20 protein-coding genes are annotated in these 21,212 nt (G+C 63.6%); 14 read left to right on the top strand and 6 right to left on the bottom strand.

Going from position 1 to position 21,212, the window contains the following annotated elements; genetic code table 11:
- Positions 1 to 114 precede the first annotated feature (114 nt).
- Together NGM29_RS06605 and NGM29_RS06600 are read left to right on the top strand one after the other, a co-directional pair.
- Positions 115 to 288 carry a DUF1059 domain-containing protein gene (locus tag NGM29_RS06605; RefSeq protein WP_254159649.1) on the top strand — a complete coding sequence of 58 codons (174 nt, stop codon included), beginning with the start codon at positions 115 to 117 and terminating at the stop codon, positions 286 to 288.
- 16 nt (positions 289 to 304) lie between these two features.
- Complete coding sequence (locus NGM29_RS06600) at positions 305 to 1,387, top strand: class I SAM-dependent methyltransferase (protein WP_254159648.1); 1,083 nt, start codon at positions 305 to 307, stop codon at positions 1,385 to 1,387.
- 32 nt (positions 1,388 to 1,419) lie between these two features.
- Here NGM29_RS06600 and NGM29_RS06595 read toward each other — a convergent pair whose 3' ends face one another.
- On the bottom strand, positions 1,420 to 2,667 hold the full coding sequence (locus NGM29_RS06595) for a tRNA (N(6)-L-threonylcarbamoyladenosine(37)-C(2))-methylthiotransferase (protein ID WP_254159647.1): 1,248 nt from the start codon (positions 2,665 to 2,667) through the stop codon (positions 1,420 to 1,422).
- 139 nt (positions 2,668 to 2,806) lie between these two features.
- On the opposite strand from NGM29_RS06595, the gene NGM29_RS06590 reads away from it, so the two are divergent.
- Positions 2,807 to 4,744 (top strand): hypothetical protein, encoded by a 1,938-nt coding sequence (locus NGM29_RS06590; protein ID WP_254159646.1) that lies wholly within the window; start codon positions 2,807 to 2,809, stop codon positions 4,742 to 4,744.
- A gap of 392 nt (positions 4,745 to 5,136) precedes the next feature.
- Complete coding sequence (locus NGM29_RS06585) at positions 5,137 to 6,429, top strand: outer membrane protein assembly factor BamB family protein (protein ID WP_254159644.1); 1,293 nt, start codon at positions 5,137 to 5,139, stop codon at positions 6,427 to 6,429.
- Positions 6,430 to 6,699: 270 nt separating this feature from the next.
- Here the strand turns inward: NGM29_RS06585 and NGM29_RS06580 are convergent, their stop codons facing one another.
- Together NGM29_RS06580 and NGM29_RS06575 are read right to left on the bottom strand one after the other, a co-directional pair.
- Complete coding sequence (locus tag NGM29_RS06580) at positions 6,700 to 7,311, bottom strand: translation initiation factor IF-2 subunit beta (RefSeq protein ID WP_254159643.1); 612 nt, start codon at positions 7,309 to 7,311, stop codon at positions 6,700 to 6,702.
- Positions 7,312 to 7,357: 46 nt separating this feature from the next.
- The gene (locus NGM29_RS06575) at positions 7,358 to 8,104 is read right to left on the bottom strand and encodes a minichromosome maintenance protein MCM (protein WP_254159642.1); all 747 of its coding nucleotides are present in this window, start codon (positions 8,102 to 8,104) and stop codon (positions 7,358 to 7,360) included.
- Positions 8,105 to 8,399: 295 nt separating this feature from the next.
- Between NGM29_RS06575 and tnpA the strand changes: the two genes are divergently transcribed.
- The 3 genes from tnpA to NGM29_RS06560 all read left to right on the top strand — a co-directional run bounded on the left by tnpA (position 8,400) and on the right by NGM29_RS06560 (position 11,413).
- Positions 8,400 to 8,795 carry an IS200/IS605 family transposase gene (gene tnpA, locus NGM29_RS06570; RefSeq protein ID WP_254159641.1) on the top strand — a complete coding sequence of 132 codons (396 nt, stop codon included), beginning with the start codon at positions 8,400 to 8,402 and terminating at the stop codon, positions 8,793 to 8,795.
- Positions 8,792 to 10,081, top strand: a complete 1,290-nt coding sequence (locus NGM29_RS06565; protein WP_254159640.1) for an RNA-guided endonuclease InsQ/TnpB family protein — start codon at positions 8,792 to 8,794, stop codon at positions 10,079 to 10,081. Before tnpA ends, NGM29_RS06565 begins: the two co-directional genes overlap by 4 nt.
- Positions 10,082 to 10,168: 87 nt before the next feature.
- The gene (locus tag NGM29_RS06560; RefSeq protein WP_254159639.1) at positions 10,169 to 11,413 is read left to right on the top strand and encodes an ornithine cyclodeaminase, nickel-pincer nucleotide-dependent; all 1,245 of its coding nucleotides are present in this window, start codon (positions 10,169 to 10,171) and stop codon (positions 11,411 to 11,413) included.
- 60 nt (positions 11,414 to 11,473) lie between these two features.
- On the opposite strand, the gene NGM29_RS06555 is transcribed toward NGM29_RS06560, so the two are convergent.
- Complete coding sequence (locus tag NGM29_RS06555) at positions 11,474 to 12,478, bottom strand: hypothetical protein (RefSeq protein WP_254159638.1); 1,005 nt, start codon at positions 12,476 to 12,478, stop codon at positions 11,474 to 11,476.
- A gap of 136 nt (positions 12,479 to 12,614) precedes the next feature.
- Between NGM29_RS06555 and NGM29_RS06550 the strand changes: the two genes are divergently transcribed.
- The gene (locus NGM29_RS06550) at positions 12,615 to 13,574 is read left to right on the top strand and encodes a phytoene/squalene synthase family protein (protein WP_254159636.1); all 960 of its coding nucleotides are present in this window, start codon (positions 12,615 to 12,617) and stop codon (positions 13,572 to 13,574) included.
- A gap of 18 nt (positions 13,575 to 13,592) precedes the next feature.
- Here the strand turns inward: NGM29_RS06550 and NGM29_RS06545 are convergent, their stop codons facing one another.
- Positions 13,593 to 13,850: a hypothetical protein gene (locus tag NGM29_RS06545; RefSeq protein WP_254159635.1), complete on the bottom strand. Its 258-nt coding sequence runs from the start codon at positions 13,848 to 13,850 to the stop codon at positions 13,593 to 13,595.
- Between the two features lie 330 nt (positions 13,851 to 14,180).
- Here NGM29_RS06545 and NGM29_RS06540 point away from each other — a divergent pair, with 330 nt between their 5' ends.
- Entirely contained in the window at positions 14,181 to 14,474 is a 294-nt protein-coding gene (locus tag NGM29_RS06540; protein WP_254159634.1) for an acylphosphatase, read from the top strand.
- A gap of 3 nt (positions 14,475 to 14,477) precedes the next feature.
- On the opposite strand, the gene NGM29_RS06535 is transcribed toward NGM29_RS06540, so the two are convergent.
- A complete protein-coding gene (locus NGM29_RS06535; protein ID WP_254159633.1) occupies positions 14,478 to 14,984 on the bottom strand; it encodes a hypothetical protein in 507 nt (168 codons plus the stop codon).
- Positions 14,985 to 15,185: 201 nt separating this feature from the next.
- Between NGM29_RS06535 and NGM29_RS06530 the strand changes: the two genes are divergently transcribed.
- From NGM29_RS06530 to NGM29_RS06510, 5 genes are all read left to right on the top strand, one after another.
- Entirely contained in the window at positions 15,186 to 16,613 is a 1,428-nt protein-coding gene (locus tag NGM29_RS06530; protein ID WP_254159632.1) for an NAD(P)H-hydrate dehydratase, read from the top strand.
- Entirely contained in the window at positions 16,606 to 17,223 is a 618-nt protein-coding gene (locus tag NGM29_RS06525) for a cyclic pyranopterin monophosphate synthase MoaC (protein ID WP_254159631.1), read from the top strand. Before NGM29_RS06530 ends, NGM29_RS06525 begins: the two co-directional genes overlap by 8 nt.
- A gap of 183 nt (positions 17,224 to 17,406) precedes the next feature.
- Positions 17,407 to 18,693, top strand: a complete 1,287-nt coding sequence (locus NGM29_RS06520; protein ID WP_254159630.1) for a polysaccharide deacetylase family protein — start codon at positions 17,407 to 17,409, stop codon at positions 18,691 to 18,693.
- A gap of 241 nt (positions 18,694 to 18,934) precedes the next feature.
- Entirely contained in the window at positions 18,935 to 20,251 is a 1,317-nt protein-coding gene (locus tag NGM29_RS06515; RefSeq protein WP_254159629.1) for an RNA-guided endonuclease InsQ/TnpB family protein, read from the top strand.
- A gap of 204 nt (positions 20,252 to 20,455) precedes the next feature.
- A complete protein-coding gene (locus NGM29_RS06510; protein ID WP_254159627.1) occupies positions 20,456 to 21,160 on the top strand; it encodes a DUF7847 domain-containing protein in 705 nt (234 codons plus the stop codon).
- Positions 21,161 to 21,212: the final 52 nt, after the last annotated feature.

Genomic DNA, 21,212 nt, shown 5'->3' with positions numbered 1-21,212 from the left:
GGACAAGACATCATATTAGTTATAGAATCACAGTTCGATCAGCATTCCAATAGAAATATCGTTCTAATTACACTTATTCCGGTCGTGGTTGATGGTGTATCCGGGGGTACAGAAATGGCACAGGCCCACAGGCTGGATTGCGAATCGGCAGTCGGCGATTGCCGGTTCATTATTCAGTCGGAAAACGAGGAAGAAACGATCGAATTAGCGAAAACGCACATGCGCGACGTCCACGGGAAGGACTACGCGGTCGAGGAACTCCGGAGTGAATACCTGAAAATCGTGTAGCGACGGAAATGAGACAATGACAACAGAAACCCGAGCAGAAGCGGATCCGATCAACGAACAGCAACTCAACGAACTCGTGGAGACGTCGCTCGTCGACCTCGGCGCGACGGTCCACGCCGCGCTCGCCGTCATCGGCGACGAACTCAATCTCTATACGACACTGGACGACGCTGGGCCGCTCACGTCCACCGAGGTAGCAGAAAAAACGGATACCGCGGAGCGCTACGTCCGCGAATGGCTGCGCTCGCAGGCCGCCGGCGGGTACGTGACCTACGACCCCGAGACCGACCGCTACGATCTCTCTCCCGAGCAGGCGTACGTGTTAGCCAACAGGGAGAGTCCAGTGTTCATGCCGGGCGCCTTCCAGCTAGTCACGTCGGTAGCCAAGATCGAACCCGACCTTACCGAGGCGTTTCGAACGGGCGAGGGCATCGGCTGGCACGAACACGACGAGGACGTGTTTCACGGCACCGAACGCTTCTTCGGCCCGTCCTACGGGGCCTTTCTGCTCGACTGGATCGAGGCGCTCGACGGGGTAGATCCAGCGTTGAAAGTGGGTGGACGGATCGCCGACATTGGCTGTGGACACGGCGCACCGACGATCCGCATGGCCGAAGCGTACCCCGACTCGAGGGTCGTCGGCATCGACTACCACGAAGCCTCGATAGCGGTAGCGCGCGAGCGGGCGGAAGCGGCGAACGTCGCCGATCGCGTCGATTTCGAGGTGGCGACCGCGCGGGAGTACAACGGAACGGACTACGATCTGGTAACGATGTTCAACTGCTTCCACGACATGGGCGATCCCGTCGGCGTGGCGGCCCACGTCAGGGAGACGCTCACCGACGACGGTGCGTGGATGATCGTCGAACCCTACGCCGAGGACGACGTCGAAGATAACCTCACGCCATTCGGCCGTCTCGCGTACGCGATCTCGACGGTGGCCTGTACGCCGAATTCGCTCAGTCAGGACGTCGGCTACGGTCTCGGCGCCCAGGCGGGTGAAGAGCAGACTCGCGACGTCGTCACCGAGGGCGGGTTTACGCGCTTTCGCCGCGCGGCAGAGACGCCGACCAGTCTGGTCTTCGAAGCGAAGCCCTAGAATTACCGAAAAGTGAGCCTGCCCGTACGGACTCAGACCGGTTCGGCGAACGCGTACACCGTGTTCGCGCTCGTCACCTCGAGGTCGACGAACTGTCCGGGCTCGAGGCCGTACTCGCTAGCGTTGCGGACGATGAGCTGTCGGTACGCCGAATCGCGACACTTCACCGAGTCGCCCGTCCCCTCCTCGACGACCAGGACATCCTCACGAGTGTCGCCGACCATCTCCTCGTAGGCGGCACCGACGATCTCGAGTTTGAGTTTGGACATCGCCTTCGAACGCTCCTTCTTGATCGTGCCGCCGAGGCCCTTCATCTCGGCGGCGTCAGTGCCGGGTCGCTTCGAGAAGCGCGTGACGTTGATCTTCTCGGGCCGGGTCTCCCGCAGGAGGGCCATCGACTGCTCGTGGTCGTGGTCGGTCTCGGTCGGGAAACCGACGATGAAGTCCGTCGAGAGCGTCCAGTAGCCGAGCGCGTCGTCGAAGGTTTCGACGACCTCGAGGTACTCGCTGACCTGGTGCTGGCGGCGCATGTCGCCGAGGACGTCGTCGCTGCCCGACTGCACCGGCGCGTGCAGGAAGTCGTAGAGTTCGTCGTTCGTCGCGAAGACGTCGGCGAGTTCCTCGCGAATGCCGTGGACGCCCTTCGGGTTGGCCATCCCGACGCGCACGCGAAAGTCTCCGTCGATGGCACAGATGCGCTTAAGGAGTTCGTGCAGTTTGCGTTCGCCGGTGTCCCAGCCGTAGACACCGGTGTCCTGGCCGGTGATTCGGAGTTCTTTCGCCCCCGCGTGGACGAGCGCGCGTGCCTTCTCGACGTTCTCCTCGATCGGCGGCGACTCGATCTTGCCCGTTGCGTGCTTCGTGATGCAGTACGAGCAGTCGGACATACAGCCACGCGCGATGGGGAGGATGCCGATAACGCCGTCGAGGATCGGCTCGGCGTCGGGCGTTGTCGTCGGGCACTCGCCGTTGGTGACCGCGGTCGGAACCTCGTCCCAGTGGAGGACCTGTGCGTCGAGGCCGGCGAACTCCTCGCCCTGGGCGAGCGCCATACAGCCGGTGACGAACAGGTCGGCGGTATCCTCGCTCAGTTCCGTGGCTCGCTCGAGCATGTTTCGCTCGGTCTTCTCGACGACGGTGCAGGTGTTGAGGATGGCGACGTCGGCCGTCTCCGGGCCGTCAACGCGATAGTGACCCGCATCACGGAGGCGCCGCTCGATCTCGCGACTCTCGCCGCGATTCGACGTGCAGCCGTAGGTTTCGATGTGATAGCGGGCCACGGGTGTTACTCGCGAATGGGGCGTCAGCGGCCAAAAGCCCGACGGATCGTCGTCGGTCTTCGCTGGCAAATATTGTTGTCTGCTAACAAACGGACACAGAAACTATTATGCGTATGAAGTGTCCACCTTACCAGTAGGTATGATGCGCAAGAAACAAATTGGTGCACTAGTGCTGTCGCTCTTTCTCGTCGCGAGTCTGGGAGCGACGGCGATCGCGGCGACGCAGTCTACAGGCGCGTCGACGCAGGAAGAATTCGATGCGGACCCCGACGAAGCGGACGAAGTCTACGTCTCTGAGAACGGCGACGCCGTCCTCGTCTACGAGGAGGCCTCCAACGACTCCGACGCAGAGGCCGTCTCCGGTACGTTTGGTATCGAGACCCAGACGGGACTCATGCACGCCCTCTACGGCGCCGACTTTACCGAGATGGACGAGAACGTCAGCGAGGAACTCGGCGTGGTCGGGGACGCCTCGTTCCGGATGTCCCCCGAGTCAGTCACGAGTGCGGCCGACCTCACGTTCCGAGACGTCGACGCCTACGACGAGTTCAGCGCCGACGTCGACCTCGAGCAGTCCCGAACGACTTACTCGGCGAACGCCGACCTCGCGATGGTGATCAACGAGAGTAACGTCGTCGAGGAGGAAGAGAGCGTCGAGATCTCCGCACAGACGAAGACTACTGCGACCACGCTCACGTCGTCCGGGACGATGACCGTCGAAGAAGAAACCCTCATTGCGTCGGATGACACCGCCATCGACATGACGCTCACCCAGAGCGACGACCAGTACGATCTCTCGGTGAGCGAGACGCGAGCGCTCAGCGAGTACGAACAGAACAACTGGGCCACCGAGGAGGACGCACGCGCCGCCCTCGACCGCCAGTTCCAGAGCGTCGCAATGAACTTCGGCGGGGAGTACGACCTGACGCTCGAGTCCTACAGCTACGACGACAGCGGCGAGTCGCCGACGGTCGACCTCGAGTACTCGGTTACGTTCACCGGCATCAGCGACCAGGTCTCGGACATGATCGCGATGCAGTTGCAGAACGACCCCGAACTCGACCTCGACGAGACCGAGGCGCGAGCGATCGCCGACCGCCTTGCCGAGCTACAGATCGAGGAACTCCAGTTCTCGGTCGAGACCGACGGATCCGCGGTCGTCATGGACTGGGACGCCGAGATCCACAACTACGACCAGGTCGTGCTGGGCGTCATCGAGATCGCCGAATCCCTCGACGACGTCGACGACGAACTCGCCGACCAGTTTGACGAGGCCCGACAGATGATCGAGGCCCAGAAGGAAGCCGACCTCGTGCAGACGACCGAGTACGACCTCTCGATGACCCAGGCGCCGAACGAGACGAGCGTGCAGTTCAGTTCCTCGGTCGACACCGAGAACTGGGGCGACTACGTCGACGAACTCGAAGAGCGCGACGTCGAGCAGTTCATCGCGGAGACGACGCTTTCCTTCGAGGCCGAGACTGTCGACGGCGACGTTACCGTCGAGTACGACTACGCCGCCGAGGACGACGCGTTGCTCGAGCGAATCCTCGATGAGTACGAGCGAATGGCCGAGGAGGATCCGATGATCGGTGACGAGTTCACCGAAGCCATCGAGAACTTCCGCGCTGCCGAGTTCGAGACGGCCAGAGCGACGATGTCCATCACCGAGGAGGAAGCCGAGTTCGAGACGGCCGCGGCGTTCGGCAACATGACCGAACTCGAGGGCGTTCCCTTCGAGACCGAGGATGGCCTCACGGTCACGGCGGTCCACGGCGAGACCGAGAACGCGACGACGACGATGTACGTCACCGTCGAAGGATTCGTCGGCGAGGACGCCGACGAGGCCGAAGTTCGCGAGCAGCGCCAGGTCGGCGAGGACACGACCGTCCACCAGCCCGGTGAGTGGGACCGCGAGTTCCCCTCGATCAACGAAGACGAGGTCCGCTCGTTCCTCGAGGAGGGTGAGGACGACGACTCGCTGCTCCCGATTTCGACAACCGCTGCCGCCGCAGCAGGCATCGCCGGCGTCGCTGTCATCGGTGGTCTGTTCGTGGCCTACCGACGGTTCTACTAAACAGGGAATCGATTTTCGTTTTAGAGCCAGTTTCGCTAGCATCCTCGACCGATCGGATGAATTCCGGAGGAACACAGCGACGTTCAGGGCGAACTCGAGTCTCGAGTCACGTAATCGAAGCTCGAGACACGCTGAGACGTTTCACTCGACCCATGCCGATCACAGTGAGTGACACGATTCACGCCCGCCCTCTCGGGCTGGATTCTCTCGTTGTTTACCGATAGAGAGATGTATTCAGCATCCGGTTGGATATCTGCGTCGCCACCTCGCAGTTCTGGACTTGTGGTAGCAGGCTCCAACAGGCACCTCACGGTGGATAGGACATCGTTCCCGCTACCGTTCGTGATGGATGACCGAAGACTATATTTTACAACACTGTGATTTTTGTACCAATGCCCTCCACCCGCCGGTCGGTTCTCGCAGCGTGTACTGCCGGGGTCGGTGCACTCGCGGGGTGTATCTCGACCGAGAAACCGACCGCCGACGGCTCGTGGCCCAGACGAACGCTGACTAACGCCCATACCGGGCACTCGACGACGGAGGGTCCAACGACGGACCTCCACACCGTCTGGCACCGGGAGCGACCGAGAAGCGGGGTGGTCAATCCCTCTCCGGTCGTCGACGACGGCGTGCTTTACTTCGCCTATGCACAGGAGTCTCGACGTAACGAACGTGGCGGTGCGTGGGTCGAGGCGTTCGACGCGGCGACCGGCGATTCCCGATGGACGACCGAACTCTTCCGGACCGACGAGTTCCACTACTTCTACCACTCGGACTCGACGGTCGTCGACGGGAACCGGTTGTTCCTCCAGACCAGGCCCGGGTTGACGATGCTCACCACCGACGGGGAGATTCAGTGGACCTTCGAGAATCTTTATCGTGGCCAGCAACGGCCCGATGTCGTCACGCCCGTCGTTACCGATGATGGTGTCGTGACGGGGACGTACGGCACACTCGTCGAAGCCCATCAAGAGGAAGTCGTCTACGGCATCGATCCCGCGACCGGGGACAAACGCTGGAGCGTCCCGTTCCCCGAGTGGGCCATGATGTGGCAACTGGTCGGGACCGACGACGTCGTTTACGTTCCGTTCCTCGGTGACGGCCTCGTCGCACTCGACGTGGCGACGGGTGCGGAACGCTGGCGCTGGGAGGGACCCATCAATGGAACCCCGACCGTCGTCGACGACCTGCTACTCGTGCCGCTCCGGCGTGACGACGAGTACGCGCTCGTTGCGATGGACCGTCGTGACCGCTCGCTTCGCTGGCAGCAGTCAATCGGGTCCCGCTGGCCGGACGCACAATTCACCGTCGCTGACGGGTTGATCTATCACGTCGCGAACTTCGGCTTCGAGGCCCGCCGTCTCGAGACGGGCAAGCGGGTGTGGCGCTTCGGTGGCGACGCTGGCGGCGAAGGGGAGCCCGCGCCGGACGAACCGCAGGTCGAACTCGTCTCCACGCCGTCGTTTCTGGTGACGCAGTCTACGTCCCGGGCTGGTTCCAGCGTGATACGGTGTACGGCCAGCTGTTCGTCGTCGACGCGGCAACGGGCGAGGAACTCGGTCACGTGGAGATGGGGCGCAACGAAGGCGCCGATATGGGGACCCCGGCGGTTACCTCCGACCTCGTCTTTGTCGTCTCGAACTACGGGAACCTCTACGCGTTTGGTGAGTGCTCGTTCGAGGTAGTCGGTCGCTGTCCGTTTGGCTGACGCGCACCGACGTGGCGCAGCAGAATTCCAGCACCGATTCCAGTCGGTGAGACGCTGACAGGTGTCCGTTAGCAGGTCCTAACCGAACTCTCACGGTGCTGTCGAGAGGAGCGTGCTGGATACAGAGAAGAGATGCAGTAGATCAATATCTGGAGGGGTATACATATTGGTAGATTGTCGATGAGACCACCGGCTGGAGTTCCGAAAGAACGGACCGAAAACGGACCGGACGTGGAAGCGAACGAACTCAGTCGATGCGAGCGAACGCCAGGTTGCCCGAGATGTTCTTGATGTAGATGTCGACGACGTCGCCCTCGCTCGCGCCGGGAACGAAGATTGTGTACTCGCCTTTCTCCGCGACTCCGTCGCCTTTGCGACCCGTGCCGGTAATCTCGACGGTGTAGGTCTGGCCTTCCTCGACGGCCTCGCGCTGGGTCTGTTGCTGGGCGCTCGAGGAGCGCTTCGTGACCGGGCGGAACGCCCCGCAGGCGTCACACCGGAGCATCGGGGTGCGGTCCTCACGGACGAGTCGCGTGTCGGGGAGGCCACACTCCGAACAGCGGACGTACTCCTCGACGTAGGCGTCGATTGCGGCGTCGAAGTCCTGGCCGGAGAACGAACCGTTGTACCGGCCGCGACCGTCGGCCAGTTTCCCGTTCGTCCCGAGTTCGCGCTGGACGAATCGGTGTAAGTGGTCGGTCTCTCGCGAGAGGACGTCCGCGATCTCGCCGAGGTTAGTAAACCGGGTGAAGGCACCGTCCTTCTGGGGCTGGGCGTCGGGAATCTGCAGTCGGTCATCGTCCCCGCCGATATCGGGGACGTTCTCCATCGCGCGCTCGAGGCTCGCTTCGTAATCCATAGTCGAGCCAAGTGGCCCGCGACGTAAATCCGTTCTGCTCTTGCGTTCAGGGCGCTGGCACCGGGTTTTCGTTCTCGGGATCGGCACTCACGGCCTCGAGTTCGAGCGTGCCGGTCGTCGTCTCGCCGTCGAGTCGTGCCCTGGGGATGGCGACGAGTTCGATTTCCTCGCCGATCGAGAAGGCGTCAACGAGGTCGTGTTCGAGTTCGACGGCGAGCGTCCGGTCGTCGTCGCTGATGGCGATGGTCTGGGCGTCGACGCAGGTCGCTCGATCCGGCTCGAGCGTGAACGGCCCGTTGGCATTGCAGTGGCGACAGCGACCCGGTCGACGCAAGAATCGTCCCGGCTGGCGGACCGAGACGAGTTCCTCGCAGTGGTCACAGCGGAAGCCGGCGACGGCGACCCGCGGACCGGGTGCGTCCACGTCGGCGACGGTCCCCTCGACGGTCACGAGTCGATTGAGGTGCTCCGTGCCGAGGTCCGACAGCGAGTGGCGGACGCTCGTCGGGGCCCCGGTCACCCGCAGGTAGACCCGGTCATCCGGGTGAATCCGTCCCTCCCTCGCCCCGAGTTCCTCGGCGAACTCGCCGAGGGCCGCCCGTCCGGCCTCGAGAGTCCGGTCGGGTTGCTCGAGTAGCGGCGCCGAAAAGCGGTAGTCGGTCCCGCAGCGGTCGAACGGGACGGTGAGCGACCGGCGGTCGGGGAACCGCTCGAGGAGCGCCCTGACCTCGTCGGCTGCGGGTCGAAACACGTGCGTTCGCCACTTGTCGACCAGTTCGCGGTCCGAGACCATGGGCGACCTTCGCCCTCGCCTGACTTTGGTAGTCGTCGACTACAACCTCCAGGACGGCGGGGAACGGGCGCTCGAGTCGGTGATAGGAGGGTAAAGCCGAATCCGGGTCAGCGTGGACGGCGAGTGAATCACCCGGGTTAGCATGCACAGCAAATGAATGACAGGGTTTTCGAGTGCAAGCCTTGCCCTTCTGGGTGGGGTCAGCCGGACACTCCGGCCACACAGTCCACCAACGATGGCAGGGCTGGGGTTCGACCGGAGCACTTACCGCCCATGCTAACTATGGTATACATGCATGGTGAAGAGCACCCGTCACGCAGTCTATGACCTCTACTACCACGTAGTATTCATCCCGAAGTACCGGGAGCAGCGTCTCACGGGTGCCGCCGCCGACCGGCTTCACTCCATCTTCGAGGAAATCTGCGACGACAAAGACCTCGAACTGGTCGAAGCCGAAATCATGCCTGACCACGTCCACCTCTTCATCGGCAGTCCGCCGAAGAACGCCCCGTCACTCATCGTCAACTGGGTGAAGGGAATTTCCGCCCGGTGGTACAATGAGCGGTCCAACGACCGTATCAAGTGGACGCGCTCGTACTATGTCGGGACTGCCGGCAGCGTCTCGAAAGACGCCGTTAAGCAGTACATCCGCGAGCAGAAGGACAAGCAAGACGGGAGGTGGACTGCATGAGGCGCGTTAACTCCTTTACCGTCGTCCCGCGCTCCGACGCCGACGAAGAACTGCTTCACAGGCTGTTGGACGCCTCTGCCTCGCTGTGGAACCAAATCACCTACCAGCGCCGGCAGAACTTCACCGGCCCCGACATCGACAAGTCGGTGTGGGATACCGAGGACTACCGCAAACAGTACGTCGGTGTCCTCGGAAGTGCCACCGCCCAACAGGTGATTCGCAAGAACACCGAAGCGTGGCGGTCGTTCTTTGCCCTGAAAGAGAAGGGGGAAGCCAACGGCCTGCCGGGGTACTGGGGCAACGAGGAAGAAGGGCGGGAGTTGCGGACGTATATTCGCAACGACCAGTACACGCTCCGGTGGGGCGACCGTTCGACCATCGAAATCCCGGTCGGCAGCGACCTCAAGGATGAGTACGACATGGGCTACCGCGAACGCCTCACACTCGGCGTTCGTGGGAAGCCGAAGTGGTCGGACGACCAAGGCCGGTTGGAACTGTACTACGACGAGTTAAGCGGCCAATTCAGGGCCATTCAACCTGTCACCACGGATGTTTCTCGACAGGACTCACCATTAGCCGACGAGACGGCTGCTCTGGATATTGGCGCAAACAACATCGTCGCCTGTACAACCACGACCGGCCAGCAGTATCTCTACGAGGGGCGCAACCTATTCAAGCGGTTCCGCGAGACGACCCGCCGAATCGCGGACCACCAATCGAAGGTGAAGCGCGAAGAGGGCCGGTACACGTCGAAGCGGATTCGACGGCTGTACCGCCGACGGACGCGACGACGCGACCACGCCATGGACGCACTTGCCCGCGACCTCTTCGATCGATTGCACGGGGAAGGTGTTTCCACCGTGTACGTCGGCGACCTCACCGACGTACTGGAAACGCACTGGTCGGTGCGGGCGAACCAGAAGACGCACAACTTCTGGGCGTTCCGCGCGTTTATCGACCGGCTGGCGTGTACCGCCGAGGAGTACGGCATCGTCGTCGAAGTCCGCCCCGAAGCGTGGACCTCGCAGACGTGTCCCCAGTGCGGCTCAACGGAGGACACAACTCGACACAAAGACACGCTCACCTGTCCGTGTGGCTTCGAGGGCCACGCGGACCTCACGGCGTCGGAGACGTTCCTCCGACGGCACGAAGGAAACGTACCATGGCCGATGGCACGGCCCGTATGCCTCAAGTGGGACGACCACCGATGGTCGGCGTCACCACGCGCTCACCGTCCCAACGAGGAGCATACACACCCGCAAGTTACCGCCGGGGAATCGGCGTAGCCGAACACCCACGGTGGAATTCTTGCGCTTTAGCGCGGGGAGGATGTCAAACACAGATTCACGGTCCTCCGGAACCAAGACCGACCAATGACCGTCAGTCGTACCGTCGAACTCGAGGGGCACATTATCGACTCCGGGACGATGGCCCGGTGTTTCGGGGCCGTGATGGACCTCGGTGGCGAGTTCGACGTCGAGGCGTTCGAGGTGGGCCGACACAAACACGCGGAGTCCTATTGCCGGATGGCCGTCAGCGCCGAAAGCGAGGCGGATCTCCGGGCGATCCTCCACGAACTCAACCAGAACGGCGCGACCGTCGCCGATCCGCGCGACGCGACGCTCGAGGCGGCGCCCGCCGACCAGGTGGTACCGATCGACTTCTACTCGACGACGAACCACCCGACCGAGGTCCGCGTCGACGGCGAGTGGATCCCCGTCGAGAACGTCGAGATGGACTGCGCGCTGGTCGTCTCCCGCGCCGAGGACGAGGCCGACGAGGTGCGCGTCCGGACGCGCGTCCTCAACGCCATCGAGGAGAGCGACCTCGTCGTCACGGGGGAGACCGGCATTCGCGTCGACCCCCCGGAACGCCCGCGCGGGAAAGGCAGCGCCTTCGGGTTCATGCAGGGTGGCGTCTCGAGCGAGCGCCCCTCGAAGTCCCTGATCGAGGAGATCGCCGACGAGATGCGCGACGTGGCCGAGAGCGACGGCAACGTCCTGGTTGTCTGTGGCCCCGCCATCGTCCACGCCGGAGGGCGGGAGGCCCTCGCCGATCTCGTACGCGAAGGTTACATCGACGCGCTGAGTGCGGGCAACGGGTTCGCGGTCCACGACATCGAGCGCGACCTGTACGGGACCTCACTCGGCGTCGACACGGAGACGCTCGAGCACCCGCGGAAGGGGCACAAGCACCACATCTACACGATCAGCGAGATCGGCCGCGCCGGGGGAATCGAGGCGGCCGTCGACGCGGGCATCGTCGACAGCGGCGTCATGTACGAGTGCGTTGCCAACGACGTCCCGTACGTGCTCGCGGGGTCGATCCGAGACGACGGCCCGCTCCCGGACACGATCACGGACTCGATCGAGGCCCAGGACGCGATCCGAGAGCAGGCCCAGCAGGCCGACCTCGTCCTGATGCTCTCGACGCTCCTCCACTCGGTGGCCGTCGGCAACTGCCTGCCGTCGACGACGAAGACCGTCTGCGTCGACATCAACCCCGCGACCGTGACCCAGTTGCTCGACCGCGGGAGCGCCCAGGCGATCGGGATGGTCACCGACATCGGGACGTTCCTGCCGATGCTGGCCGAGGAGTTGCTCGAGGACGAGGTATAGACAAGACGCTCGAGCGTCAGTCGTCAGTGCTGTTAGGTCGGCGCTCTGCTCGAGTTCGAGCTAGCCCTCAGTGGCGGTATCGGGGGACTCGTCGCTCTCTTCGCCGTCCCGTTCTACCGATTCGCTTTCGGCATCACCGGGTTCGAGCCTGTCTTCCCGATCGGGTGCCTCCTCTCGCGCCGTCTCGACCCAATCCGGTTCCTCGAGGTCCGTCTCGTTGATGTCCGTCGTCGTGGCGACTTGCTGGACAGTGATCGTCCGACCTTCTCGTTCTCCCCCGTCGAATCGTTGGGCGAGCGGCGAGTCCTCGAGGCGCATCGTTCCTTCGAGGCTGGCGTAGACGATGACGCCCTCGCTGGTCACGTAGGCTTCGAATTCGAAGGGCTCGTCCTCAAGGTAGTTGTTGTTCCGGGGCGTCTCCGAGGAGAGCCGGTAGTAGCGATCACCGTCGTCCTGGAATCGCTGTACGGAGACGTTCTCGGCGAAGTGGATCATGGATTGCTGGGTGGAGTAGTAACCGACGAACCCGACCATCGTCTGGGCGTAACGCGTCGACCCGTTCTCGTACTCGTACACGCCAACCTGTTCCGACTCGGAGTGGTTGATCCACTGTTCGGCCGCCGTCAGCCCGTCCAGAGGCACGTCGGCGCGGGCTCTCGATGGAGGATGCTGCGTCGGAAATCGGCCCTCGAAGCGTTCCGTGGCGTGGAAGATGCCCACTGCGGGGTTAGCCGCCAGCGAAGCGCGATTGTCGATCAGTGTCGTCCCGTTCTCGAGAGTAACGACGCTTCGGATGTGCTGGCGATAGGTCGTTCCCCGGATCGCTTCGGAGTGAGCCTGTGATAACGGTCCAGTGTCGATCGATCCGGTCTCGTCGCTCGGGATGCCAGGCGGAACGTCCTCGTCGAACTCGGTTTCAATCTCCTCGGGATCCAGCGGCTCGTCGACGCCGTAGGCCTCGCGGTCGGGACTCGAGTCTTCGAACGGGGCGGCGGCGAAGCCGTTACACCCGGCAAGGGTGATCAGGGCGACCACGAAGATGATCTGGAGGGCGCGTCGCGTCACAGTAGCGTCGTTACTGGCCAGCCCCCAAATACTTTCTCGAGCGAATCTTAACCTAGTGAGGGATTCCCTTTTTGTACGCTTCTGCCGGACAGTATAGTATCGGATCGGTGTCGAGTCGTTCGACGAGGGGATTCACATGGATCAAGAACACGTACACGCCGGCAAGGAAATCCAACGACGAACCGGGAAGACGTTCTACCTCGCGACGCGCTTCCTGCCGCGGCGCGTCCGGGAGCCGACGCACGTCCTCTACGGCTTCTTTCGGATCGCCGACGAGGTCGTCGACGACGCCTCGGGCGTCCCACCCGAAAGGCAGGCCGCCCGCCTCGAGACCCTTCGTGCGCAGGCGCTGGGCGATCAGCCCACCGACGATCCGGTCCTCATCGCCTTCAGCGACCTCCGAGAGCGATACGGGATCAGCGACGCCGAGGTCAACGAGTTCGTCGACGCGATGAAATCCGACATCCACACCGATCGGTACGACACCTACGCCGACCTCGAGGCGTACATGCGCGGGTCGGCGGCCGCCGTCGGCGTGATGATGACGGCGATCATGGATCCCGAGGATCCCGAAGCGGCGCTCCCCTACGCGATCAAACTCGGCGAGGCGTTCCAGATGACGAACTTCCTGCGGGACGTCCGCGAGGACGTCCTCGAGCGCGACCGCATCTACCTGCCCCTCGAGACGCTCGAGGCCCACGGGGTCACCGAAGGGGAGGTCGAGCGCCTCGAGTTGACCGACTCGTTCGCGACGGCGATGGCCGAGGAACTTCGTCGGACGGAGTCGCTGTATCGCGAGGGCGTCGCGGGCATCGAGTATCTCCCCGAGGACTGTCAGCTTCCAGTCTTGCTCGCGGCCGTGTTGTACGCCGAACACCACGCGCTCATCCGCGCTCGAGGGTACGACGTGTTGACCGCCGAGCCGTCGCTGTCGACGTCACGAAAACTGTGGTGTGTCCTGAAGACACGCTGGCACTGGCACTGGAACCGTGACCCTGAGGCCGTCTTCCGACGGGTGTCGGCCGTCCCCAGACGCGAGACGGGGAAGGCAGGCGAACCGGACCCACGTCCCGAGGACGGGATTCCGACCCAGTGAGGTTGCGAGAGATAGCGTTCAGCCGTCGTCCTCGCGGTAATCCGACCGCCCGGTGAGCCCCCAGTAGGCCTGCGACAGGATCGTGATGGTGAAGATGACTCCGAAAATCACCGCGACGCCCAGCGCGGCCGTGTCGCCGACGAACGTAGAAACGAACAACCAGGCGATTGCGACGAAGACCACCGACCCGACGACGAGTTCGACGATGTCGCGCACGGTCGCACGGCTGCTCGAGACGTCGAGGTACTCGGTTTCGAACCGGTCGATGATACCCATGGGTCGATTTCGACGGACGCGCAGAAATAGGTTGGTCGAACCGTCCTGGACGGATCGGCGTGCACGCTCACGAGGACGACGACCGTTCGTGGCCGGTCGGCAACTCCAGACAGCGGCCCTCCGCCCTGTGTTCACACGACCCAAAGAATTTTGGAAGAATCCACATGTAGCTGTTCGTCGACCACTGTAGTACGCGGGTCACCCTACCCGGGCGTTGATGTCCGCCCGTCGGGTGTCCCGCGAGTCACCCCCTCGCCTCCCCCCCCCCCTTTCCAACCCCAAGCCCCTTTCGGGAGTGCCTTTTTGCTCGTCGCGAGCCACTGCTCGCGTATGACGAACGAACGCACCGACGACAGTACGCGAGCCCACGTCTTCGTCTCCGGGACGGTGCAGGGCGTCTACTATCGAGCGACGACTAGAGAGACGGCTCGAGAGGCGGGCGTCGACGGCTGGGTCAAAAATCTCGACGATGGCCGCGTCGAGGCGGTCTTCGAGGGTCCTGAGGCGGCCGTCGAGTCGATGGTCGAGTGGTGTCACGAGGGCAGCCCAGCGGCCGACGTCAGGGACGTCGACGTCGAGTACGAGGAGCCCCAGGGCGAGAACGGGTTCGAGATTCGGTACTGACGGTTACGCGTCCCCGTCGTTCGCTTCGAATTCGGCGAGCCAGGGCGGTCGCTCGGTGTGAGCCCAGGTAGCCCAGGGGGCCTTCTCGGCCGCGTAGTACGCCCGGTAGGCGGCGACGGGGTCGTCGCGTCTGTACGTCTCGGGCATCGCCTGTGGTCGCGGGGTCGGCTCTACGCTCGGGAAGTCGATCAGGTCGGGATCGATTTGCTGGACGACGGCCCAGCTGGCGTGGTCCTCGCGCTTTTCGTAGCGCTCGCGAAACTCGGCGTTGAGCGCCCGGGCGTGTTCGCGAAGGCGTAGCCAGTTGGCTTCCGACTCGGTCGCCCATCGCGTGACCGGGTGGTTCGCGTGCGTCGAGGCGTAGAGGAACTCGTCATCGCCGTCGTACCCGTTCTCCCGGGCCGCCGTGCACAGCACCTGCGCGGCCTCGAGCAACAGCTTGTTGACGTGCTTGTCGCAGTGATAGCGAGCTGCCAGGCGCGGGTCCTCGTCGAGCCAGAAGACGTTCACAGGTGACGGTAGGGCTCGAGGGACCAAAGCGTCTCGCAGGTCGCATCACGCCCCCGCAAGCGACCCCGATGACTCGCCCCAAAGTCCGCTCTCTCCAGCGACTCCGGCGGTTCGTCAGCCGAACCCCGCTTCCTCCGGTGACCGACGACTCGTCACCCGAACCCCGCAATCTTCAACGGGCAGGCCGGCGAAGGTCCGAACATGATCACTGGCGAACGGATGGTCGCCGTCGACGAGAACGCCGCCGCGCTGGGCGTCCCACGCCGACAGCTCATGGAATCCAGTGGAAACGCCGTCGCTCGAGCCGTCGAGCGCGTCGCCGACCCCGGCGCACGGGTCGTCGTGGTCGCCGGCCGCGGAAACAACGGCGGGGACGCCCTCGTGGCCGTCCGCTTCCTCGAGGACTACGACGTGACGACGCTGTTGCTTGGTCGACCGGAGGCCATCGGGACCGACATCGCGCGGGCGAACTGGGAGGCGCTCGAGCGAGGCGAGTACGACGTCGAGGCGGTCACCGACTCCCGCTCGCTTTCCCTCCCCGATTGTGACGTCATCGTCGACGCGATGCTCGGTACCGGGATCAGCGGCGACCTCCGCGAACCCGCGGCCTCGGCCGCCCGGGCGATCAACGCGGCCGACGCGACGGTGGTGAGCGTCGACGTCCCCTCCGGGTTCGACGCCGACGCGGGCGAGCACGCCGACAACGGCGTCGCGGCCGACCACGTCGTCACCTTCCACGACGCCAAGCCGGGGCTCGAGGGCCTCGAGTCGACGCTCGAGGTCGCCGACATCGGCATTCCGGCGGCCGCAGAGCGATTCGCCGGGCCCGGCGACGTCGACCTCGCTCGACCCGCCGAACGAACGGGCCGGGCGTTCGTCATCGGTGGTGGCCCCTACACCGGCGCACCGGCGCTCGCCGCCCAGGCCGCGCTCCGGACGGGCATGGAACTCGCGTTTGTCGCCGCGCCCGATACGGTCGCCGGAGAGATCCAAGGGTACGCCGAGGACCTGATCGTCCAGCCCTACGAGGGCGAGGTGCTGACGCCCGACCAGGTCGAAGGACTCGTCGAGACGGCCGAGCGCCACGACGACGTGGTCGTCCTGGGGCCCGGTCTGGGCACCGCCGAGGAGACCATCGAGGCCGCCCGACAATTTCTCGAGTCCTACACTGGCCCGGCCGTCGTCGACGCGGACGCCCTTGAGGTCGTCCCCGGCCTCGAGACCGAGGCGACGTTGGTCTGTACGCCCAACCGACGCGAACTCGCGGGGATGGGCGGGCCCGAGGCCGAGGACCTCCGGGCGGTCACGGACGAGATTGAGACCTTCGCGGCGGACCTGGGCCACGTCGTCCTCGCGAAGGGGGCAGCGGACGTGATCTCCGACGGCGAGACGACCCGCGTCAGCCGCGCGGGGACGCCGGCGATGGCCGTCGGCGGCACTGGCGACCTCCTCTCCGGAATCGTCGCCGGTTTACTCGAACACGCCGACCCCCTCGAGGCCGCGACGGCCGCCGCGTACGTCAACGGACACGCTGGCGAGCGCATCGCACGTCGCCACGACCTCGGCCTGGTCGCGTCAGACCTGCTCGAGGCGATTCCAGCGGCGATCTGGGGTGGGGACGATGAGTGAAGATCGATCGACCGGCGTGGACGCCGACCGGAACGAATCGACGGCGAGCGACCTCACCCACACGACCGACGACGGCGACGTCCAGATGGTCGACGTGGGGGCCAAACCCGACACCCGGCGTCGGGCCGTCGCCGTCGGCGAGATCCGGCTTCAGGAAACGACGCTCGAGGCGATCCGCGCGGACGAGGTGAGCAAGGGCGACGTGCTCGCGACCGCACGCGTCGGGGCGATCCAGGCGGTCAAACACACCTGGGAGACGATCCCGATGTGCCACCAGATCCCGATCACGAACGTCGACACGGCGTTTCGATTCCACGAGGATGGTGCGGACGAACGGGGCGGATCGAGCGGGGAGGATAGCGTAGAGAAGGGGGACGGGTCAGCCGACGGCGAACCCAAATCGGGGGCGCTAGAACTCGAGGTCGCCGTCGAGACGACGGGGAAAACTGGCTGTGAGATGGAGGCCCTCGAGGGCGTGACGACGGGGCTGAACGTCGTCTGGGACATGGTCAAGGCCGTCGAAAAGGACGCAGACGGTCAGTACCCCGCCACACGAATCGAGCACGTCCGCGTACTCGAGAAGGAGAAGCGCTCGGCGGACACTGAGTAGGGAGTCGGCATGCGATCGGCCATCGGTAACGCCCTCCTACCCTCTTTATCGGGCGGTTTCTCCGGATAGAGGCTCGATTCGAGCGGTCGTGTTCGCCGCGAAACCGTTCGGAAGTGGTGACCTACGGTGACGCCAACCGGTTCATAACAATCCCCATCTCCCGTCGTACCCCCTGTCGGCGCAATGAAGCGACGTACCTATCTCGCAACGGCAGGCGCACTGACCCTCGGCGGTTGTATGGGCTTTGGTGAGACCGACGAACCACGAGGAAACGACAGCAACTCGAGCGACCCGGATGGCAACGAAACCGGGAACGGCGATGGCAACGGCAACGGGAATGGCGACGGCAACGGCGACGGCAACGGAGAGGGCAACGGCGACGGCGACGTGCCGACGGAAGCCGAAACCTTCGACGACTTCGAAGATCTCTCCGACTGGCAGGTCGTCTCCGGGTCGGCAACCCCCTACACCGACTACTCGGTCGTCGGCTCCCAGTCCGTCCTCCTCGAGGCGAGCGAGGCCGAGGACCAGGTTCGCATCGCGCGCGAACTCGACGAACCCCTCGACATGTCCGAGATCACGCCCGGACTGGCCGTGGCCTCCCACTCGACGGTCAACGTCGGCATTCAGCTCTACGACGAAAGCCGCGACAAGGTGGTCTACCGCCAGCGGACCCACGGCATGTCCATCCGTCACGTGAACTTCGGCGTCGAGTACATCAACGGCGACCCCGACCTGAGCGCGATCACCGAGATCCACATCTCGATCTGGGTCGGCGACGGCACGGCCGAGGCCTGGATCGACGACCTCCACTTCGTTCCCAAGCCCGACCCGACCGTCCTCCTCCAGTTCGACGGCGGCTACGAGACCCACTACAGCGAGGCCATGCCCCTCCTCGAGGAGTACGGCTACTCCGCGACGGCGTTCGTTCCCCCATCTCGCCTTCGTGCCTCCGAGGACGATGAGGGCGACCGCCTCACCGAAGATCAGGTCGCTGAACTCGCCGACGCCGGCTGGACCATCGGGAGCTACGGCGCCCACGGCAACGACCTGACGGCCCTCGAGGGTGATCGGACGCCCGCGAGCGAAATCGAGGAGGCCGCTGCCTGGCTCGAGGACGAGGGCTACGATGCCGAGTACGTCGCCTACCCGGGCGGTGCGTACAACGACGAGGCAATCGAGGCCGTCGAAGCGAACCACGAACTCGGCTTCACGGGCGGCTACCCCGTCAACGGCTACCTCACGAACGCCGCGCTGTGCCCGCGCCTCGTCCACCCCGACGGCGACGAGGCCCGCGAGGCCCTCGAGACGACGGCCGAACTCGGCGGCATCACCGCCATCTCGTTCGTCCGGTTCGACGGCGGCGTCGGCGAACTCGAGGCCACCCTGGGACACGTCCAGGAACTCGAAGAAGCCGGCGAAATCGAGGTCATCACGCCCCAGGACGTCGCCGGCGAGTACGTGCTCTAGGCGGGATTCGGTTGCGTTTCTTTTGTGGATGATCCCGGGTGTCGAACGAGCGTCAGGTTCAGCCGGTTGGGTCGCGCTCAGTTATACGAAAACAAGGAGAATACCTGACCCTTTAGGGTCAGGATGAATCCGACAATATATTCCACCAATCACCGTCCGATGGCACGGCTGGATATTCCACGCTCAAATCCAAACTTTCACAACAGAACCTCACATAACCTGTTATGTAGGCGTTCCACGGATGCACATCCACCGCACTTGCCGGGCGAAAATCCGCAACCACTCACAAGTGGAGCAGATGCTCGACCTGCACGCGTGGAGTACATCGAAACTATGGAACGTTGCGAACTATCACTCCCGCCAAGTGTGGGATGACACGGGCGAGATCCCCGACGACTCGGACTTGAAAAACGAGCTGAAAGGTCACGACAACTACAAGGGACTGCACAGTCAGTCCAGCCAGCGCGTTCTGGAAGAACTCGCTGAAGCCTTCAACTCGTGGTTCGGAAAACGCAAGAACGATTCTCGTGCGAATCCGCCCGGCTACCGCAAGAAAAACTACTACGACAATGACGGCAACCGCGTCCACGAAGAACACCCTCGTAGCACGGTGACGTGGAAGCAAAAGGGCATCCGTCACGACACCAAGCACAACCGCGTCAGGCTCTCGAAAGGTGCGAATCACAAAGACCACCCGAGAGACTGGGACTACATTCTCGTCGAGTATGAGACTCGTCCTGGGGTTACGGTTGAGAACCTACAACAGGTTCGAGCCGTCTACAGCAAATTGAAGGGGCGATGGGAACTTCACCTCGTGTGTAAACACGAAGTCGAAACACCCGATGCTCCCGGCAACGAGACTGCTGGCATCGACCTCGGTATCTGCAACTTCGCGGCGGTCGCCTACAGTATTGAGCAAGCCGACTTGTACCCCGGAAACCGCTTGAAACAAGACGGATACTACTTCCCGAAGGAAATAGCCAAGTACGACGACTCAGGTGGCTCTGAGGCCACCAGACTTCATCACAAATGGAGCGAGCGCCGCGCTCACTTCTTCCACTCTTTAGCGAAACACGTCGTTGAGAAGTGTATCGAGCGTGGCGTGGGGAGAATCAACATCGGAAAACTCGCTGGTGTTCGAGAGGATGAAAACGGCGACTCGAAGAACTGGGGTCGGCACGGCAACCTTGACTTACACGGGTGGGCGTTCGACCGCTTCACGAAGATTCTCACGTACAAAGCGAAAGTCGAGGGTATCGAAGTTGTAGAAGTTTCAGAACGGAACACAAGTAAGACGTGTTGCGTGTGCGGTACAGAAGATGAGAGTCAGCGTGTTGAACGCGGCTTGTACGTCTGTGAGTCGTGTGATGCGGCATTCAACGCTGACGTAAATGGGGCGGAGAACATCCGTCTCGACTTGAACCAAAGTAACTCCGAGTCTGCAGCCACTTTAGGTGGGGATAGGAGTACCGGCTGGTTGGCACAGCCCGGAGTCTACCTTCACGACTTGTCCCACGGATTCTCACCGAGGGAACAAGTGGTAGACTGCAAACCCTAATATCCCAACGCTCGGGATTCCCGCGTCTTCAGGCGCGGGAGGATGTCAATTTGGTCGAGTCCACTCGAGTGAGAATGCCGTCCGATGTTCCGGGGAAGAGAACCGAATCGGTGAAGACTGTCTGACTTCCAGACACATGTCTGCGTACTAGTATATGCTGCTCGGACGCCTACTAGTAGTATGGGAATTCCTATTATCGACACAATGACTGATGGGTTCGAGCGCACCACGACTCGAAACGGACTGCGGTTCGTCGCCGTCTTCGCCATCCTCTCGATCGCGAGCGTCCTCTTGTCCCCGATGCGACTCGACACTGGCGAGCCTGTAGCGCCGACCGTCGGGATCGCCGGCGCGTTCGCCGGATTGCTCTCGATCGTCGTCGCTATCGCCACCGTCGTCGCCGCGATCGTCGCCCTGCGCACGTTCGCCGCGGGCGAAACGGAGACGATCCCCGACGCGTTCGTGCGTCGGAACGTCGGCTGGGCGACGCTCAATGTAATCCTCGGCGGGATCGCGTTTGCCTTGCTCGTCGCCTTCGGAACCGTCCTGTTCGTCGTTCCAGGACTGTTCTTGCTCGTCAGCCTCTACTACTGGGCCGTTTTCGTCGCCGTCGAGGACCAGAACGCGCTCGAGGGCTTTCGCAGCAGCTGGCAGCTCACCCGCGGCAACCGGCTTCGACTGTTCGGCCTCGGCGTCGCCGTCTTCGTGACCGGTGCCGTCGTCACGGCGGCGTTCGCCCTGCCGGTCGCCCTACTCGGCATCGTCGGGGGCGTGCTGGCCCAGGTCGTCAGCGCGGCCATCACGGTGTACGTGCTCGCGACGACCGTCAGTGCGTACGACCAGCTTCGCGACGGCGGGCCTGGCGAACGCCCCGACACCCAGCCAACCGTTCCGGGAACACCAGCCTGAGCGGTTCGGTCGATGCCCTTCAGAAACACTGGTTTTGTTCGGAAAGTGTCGA

Source organism: Natronosalvus rutilus (genome assembly GCF_024204665.1).
Lineage (GTDB): Archaea > Halobacteriota > Halobacteria > Halobacteriales > Natrialbaceae > Natronosalvus > Natronosalvus rutilus.
The sequence above is the reverse complement of the archived record's forward strand: the minus strand, read 5'-3'. Positions and strand labels throughout refer to the sequence as shown.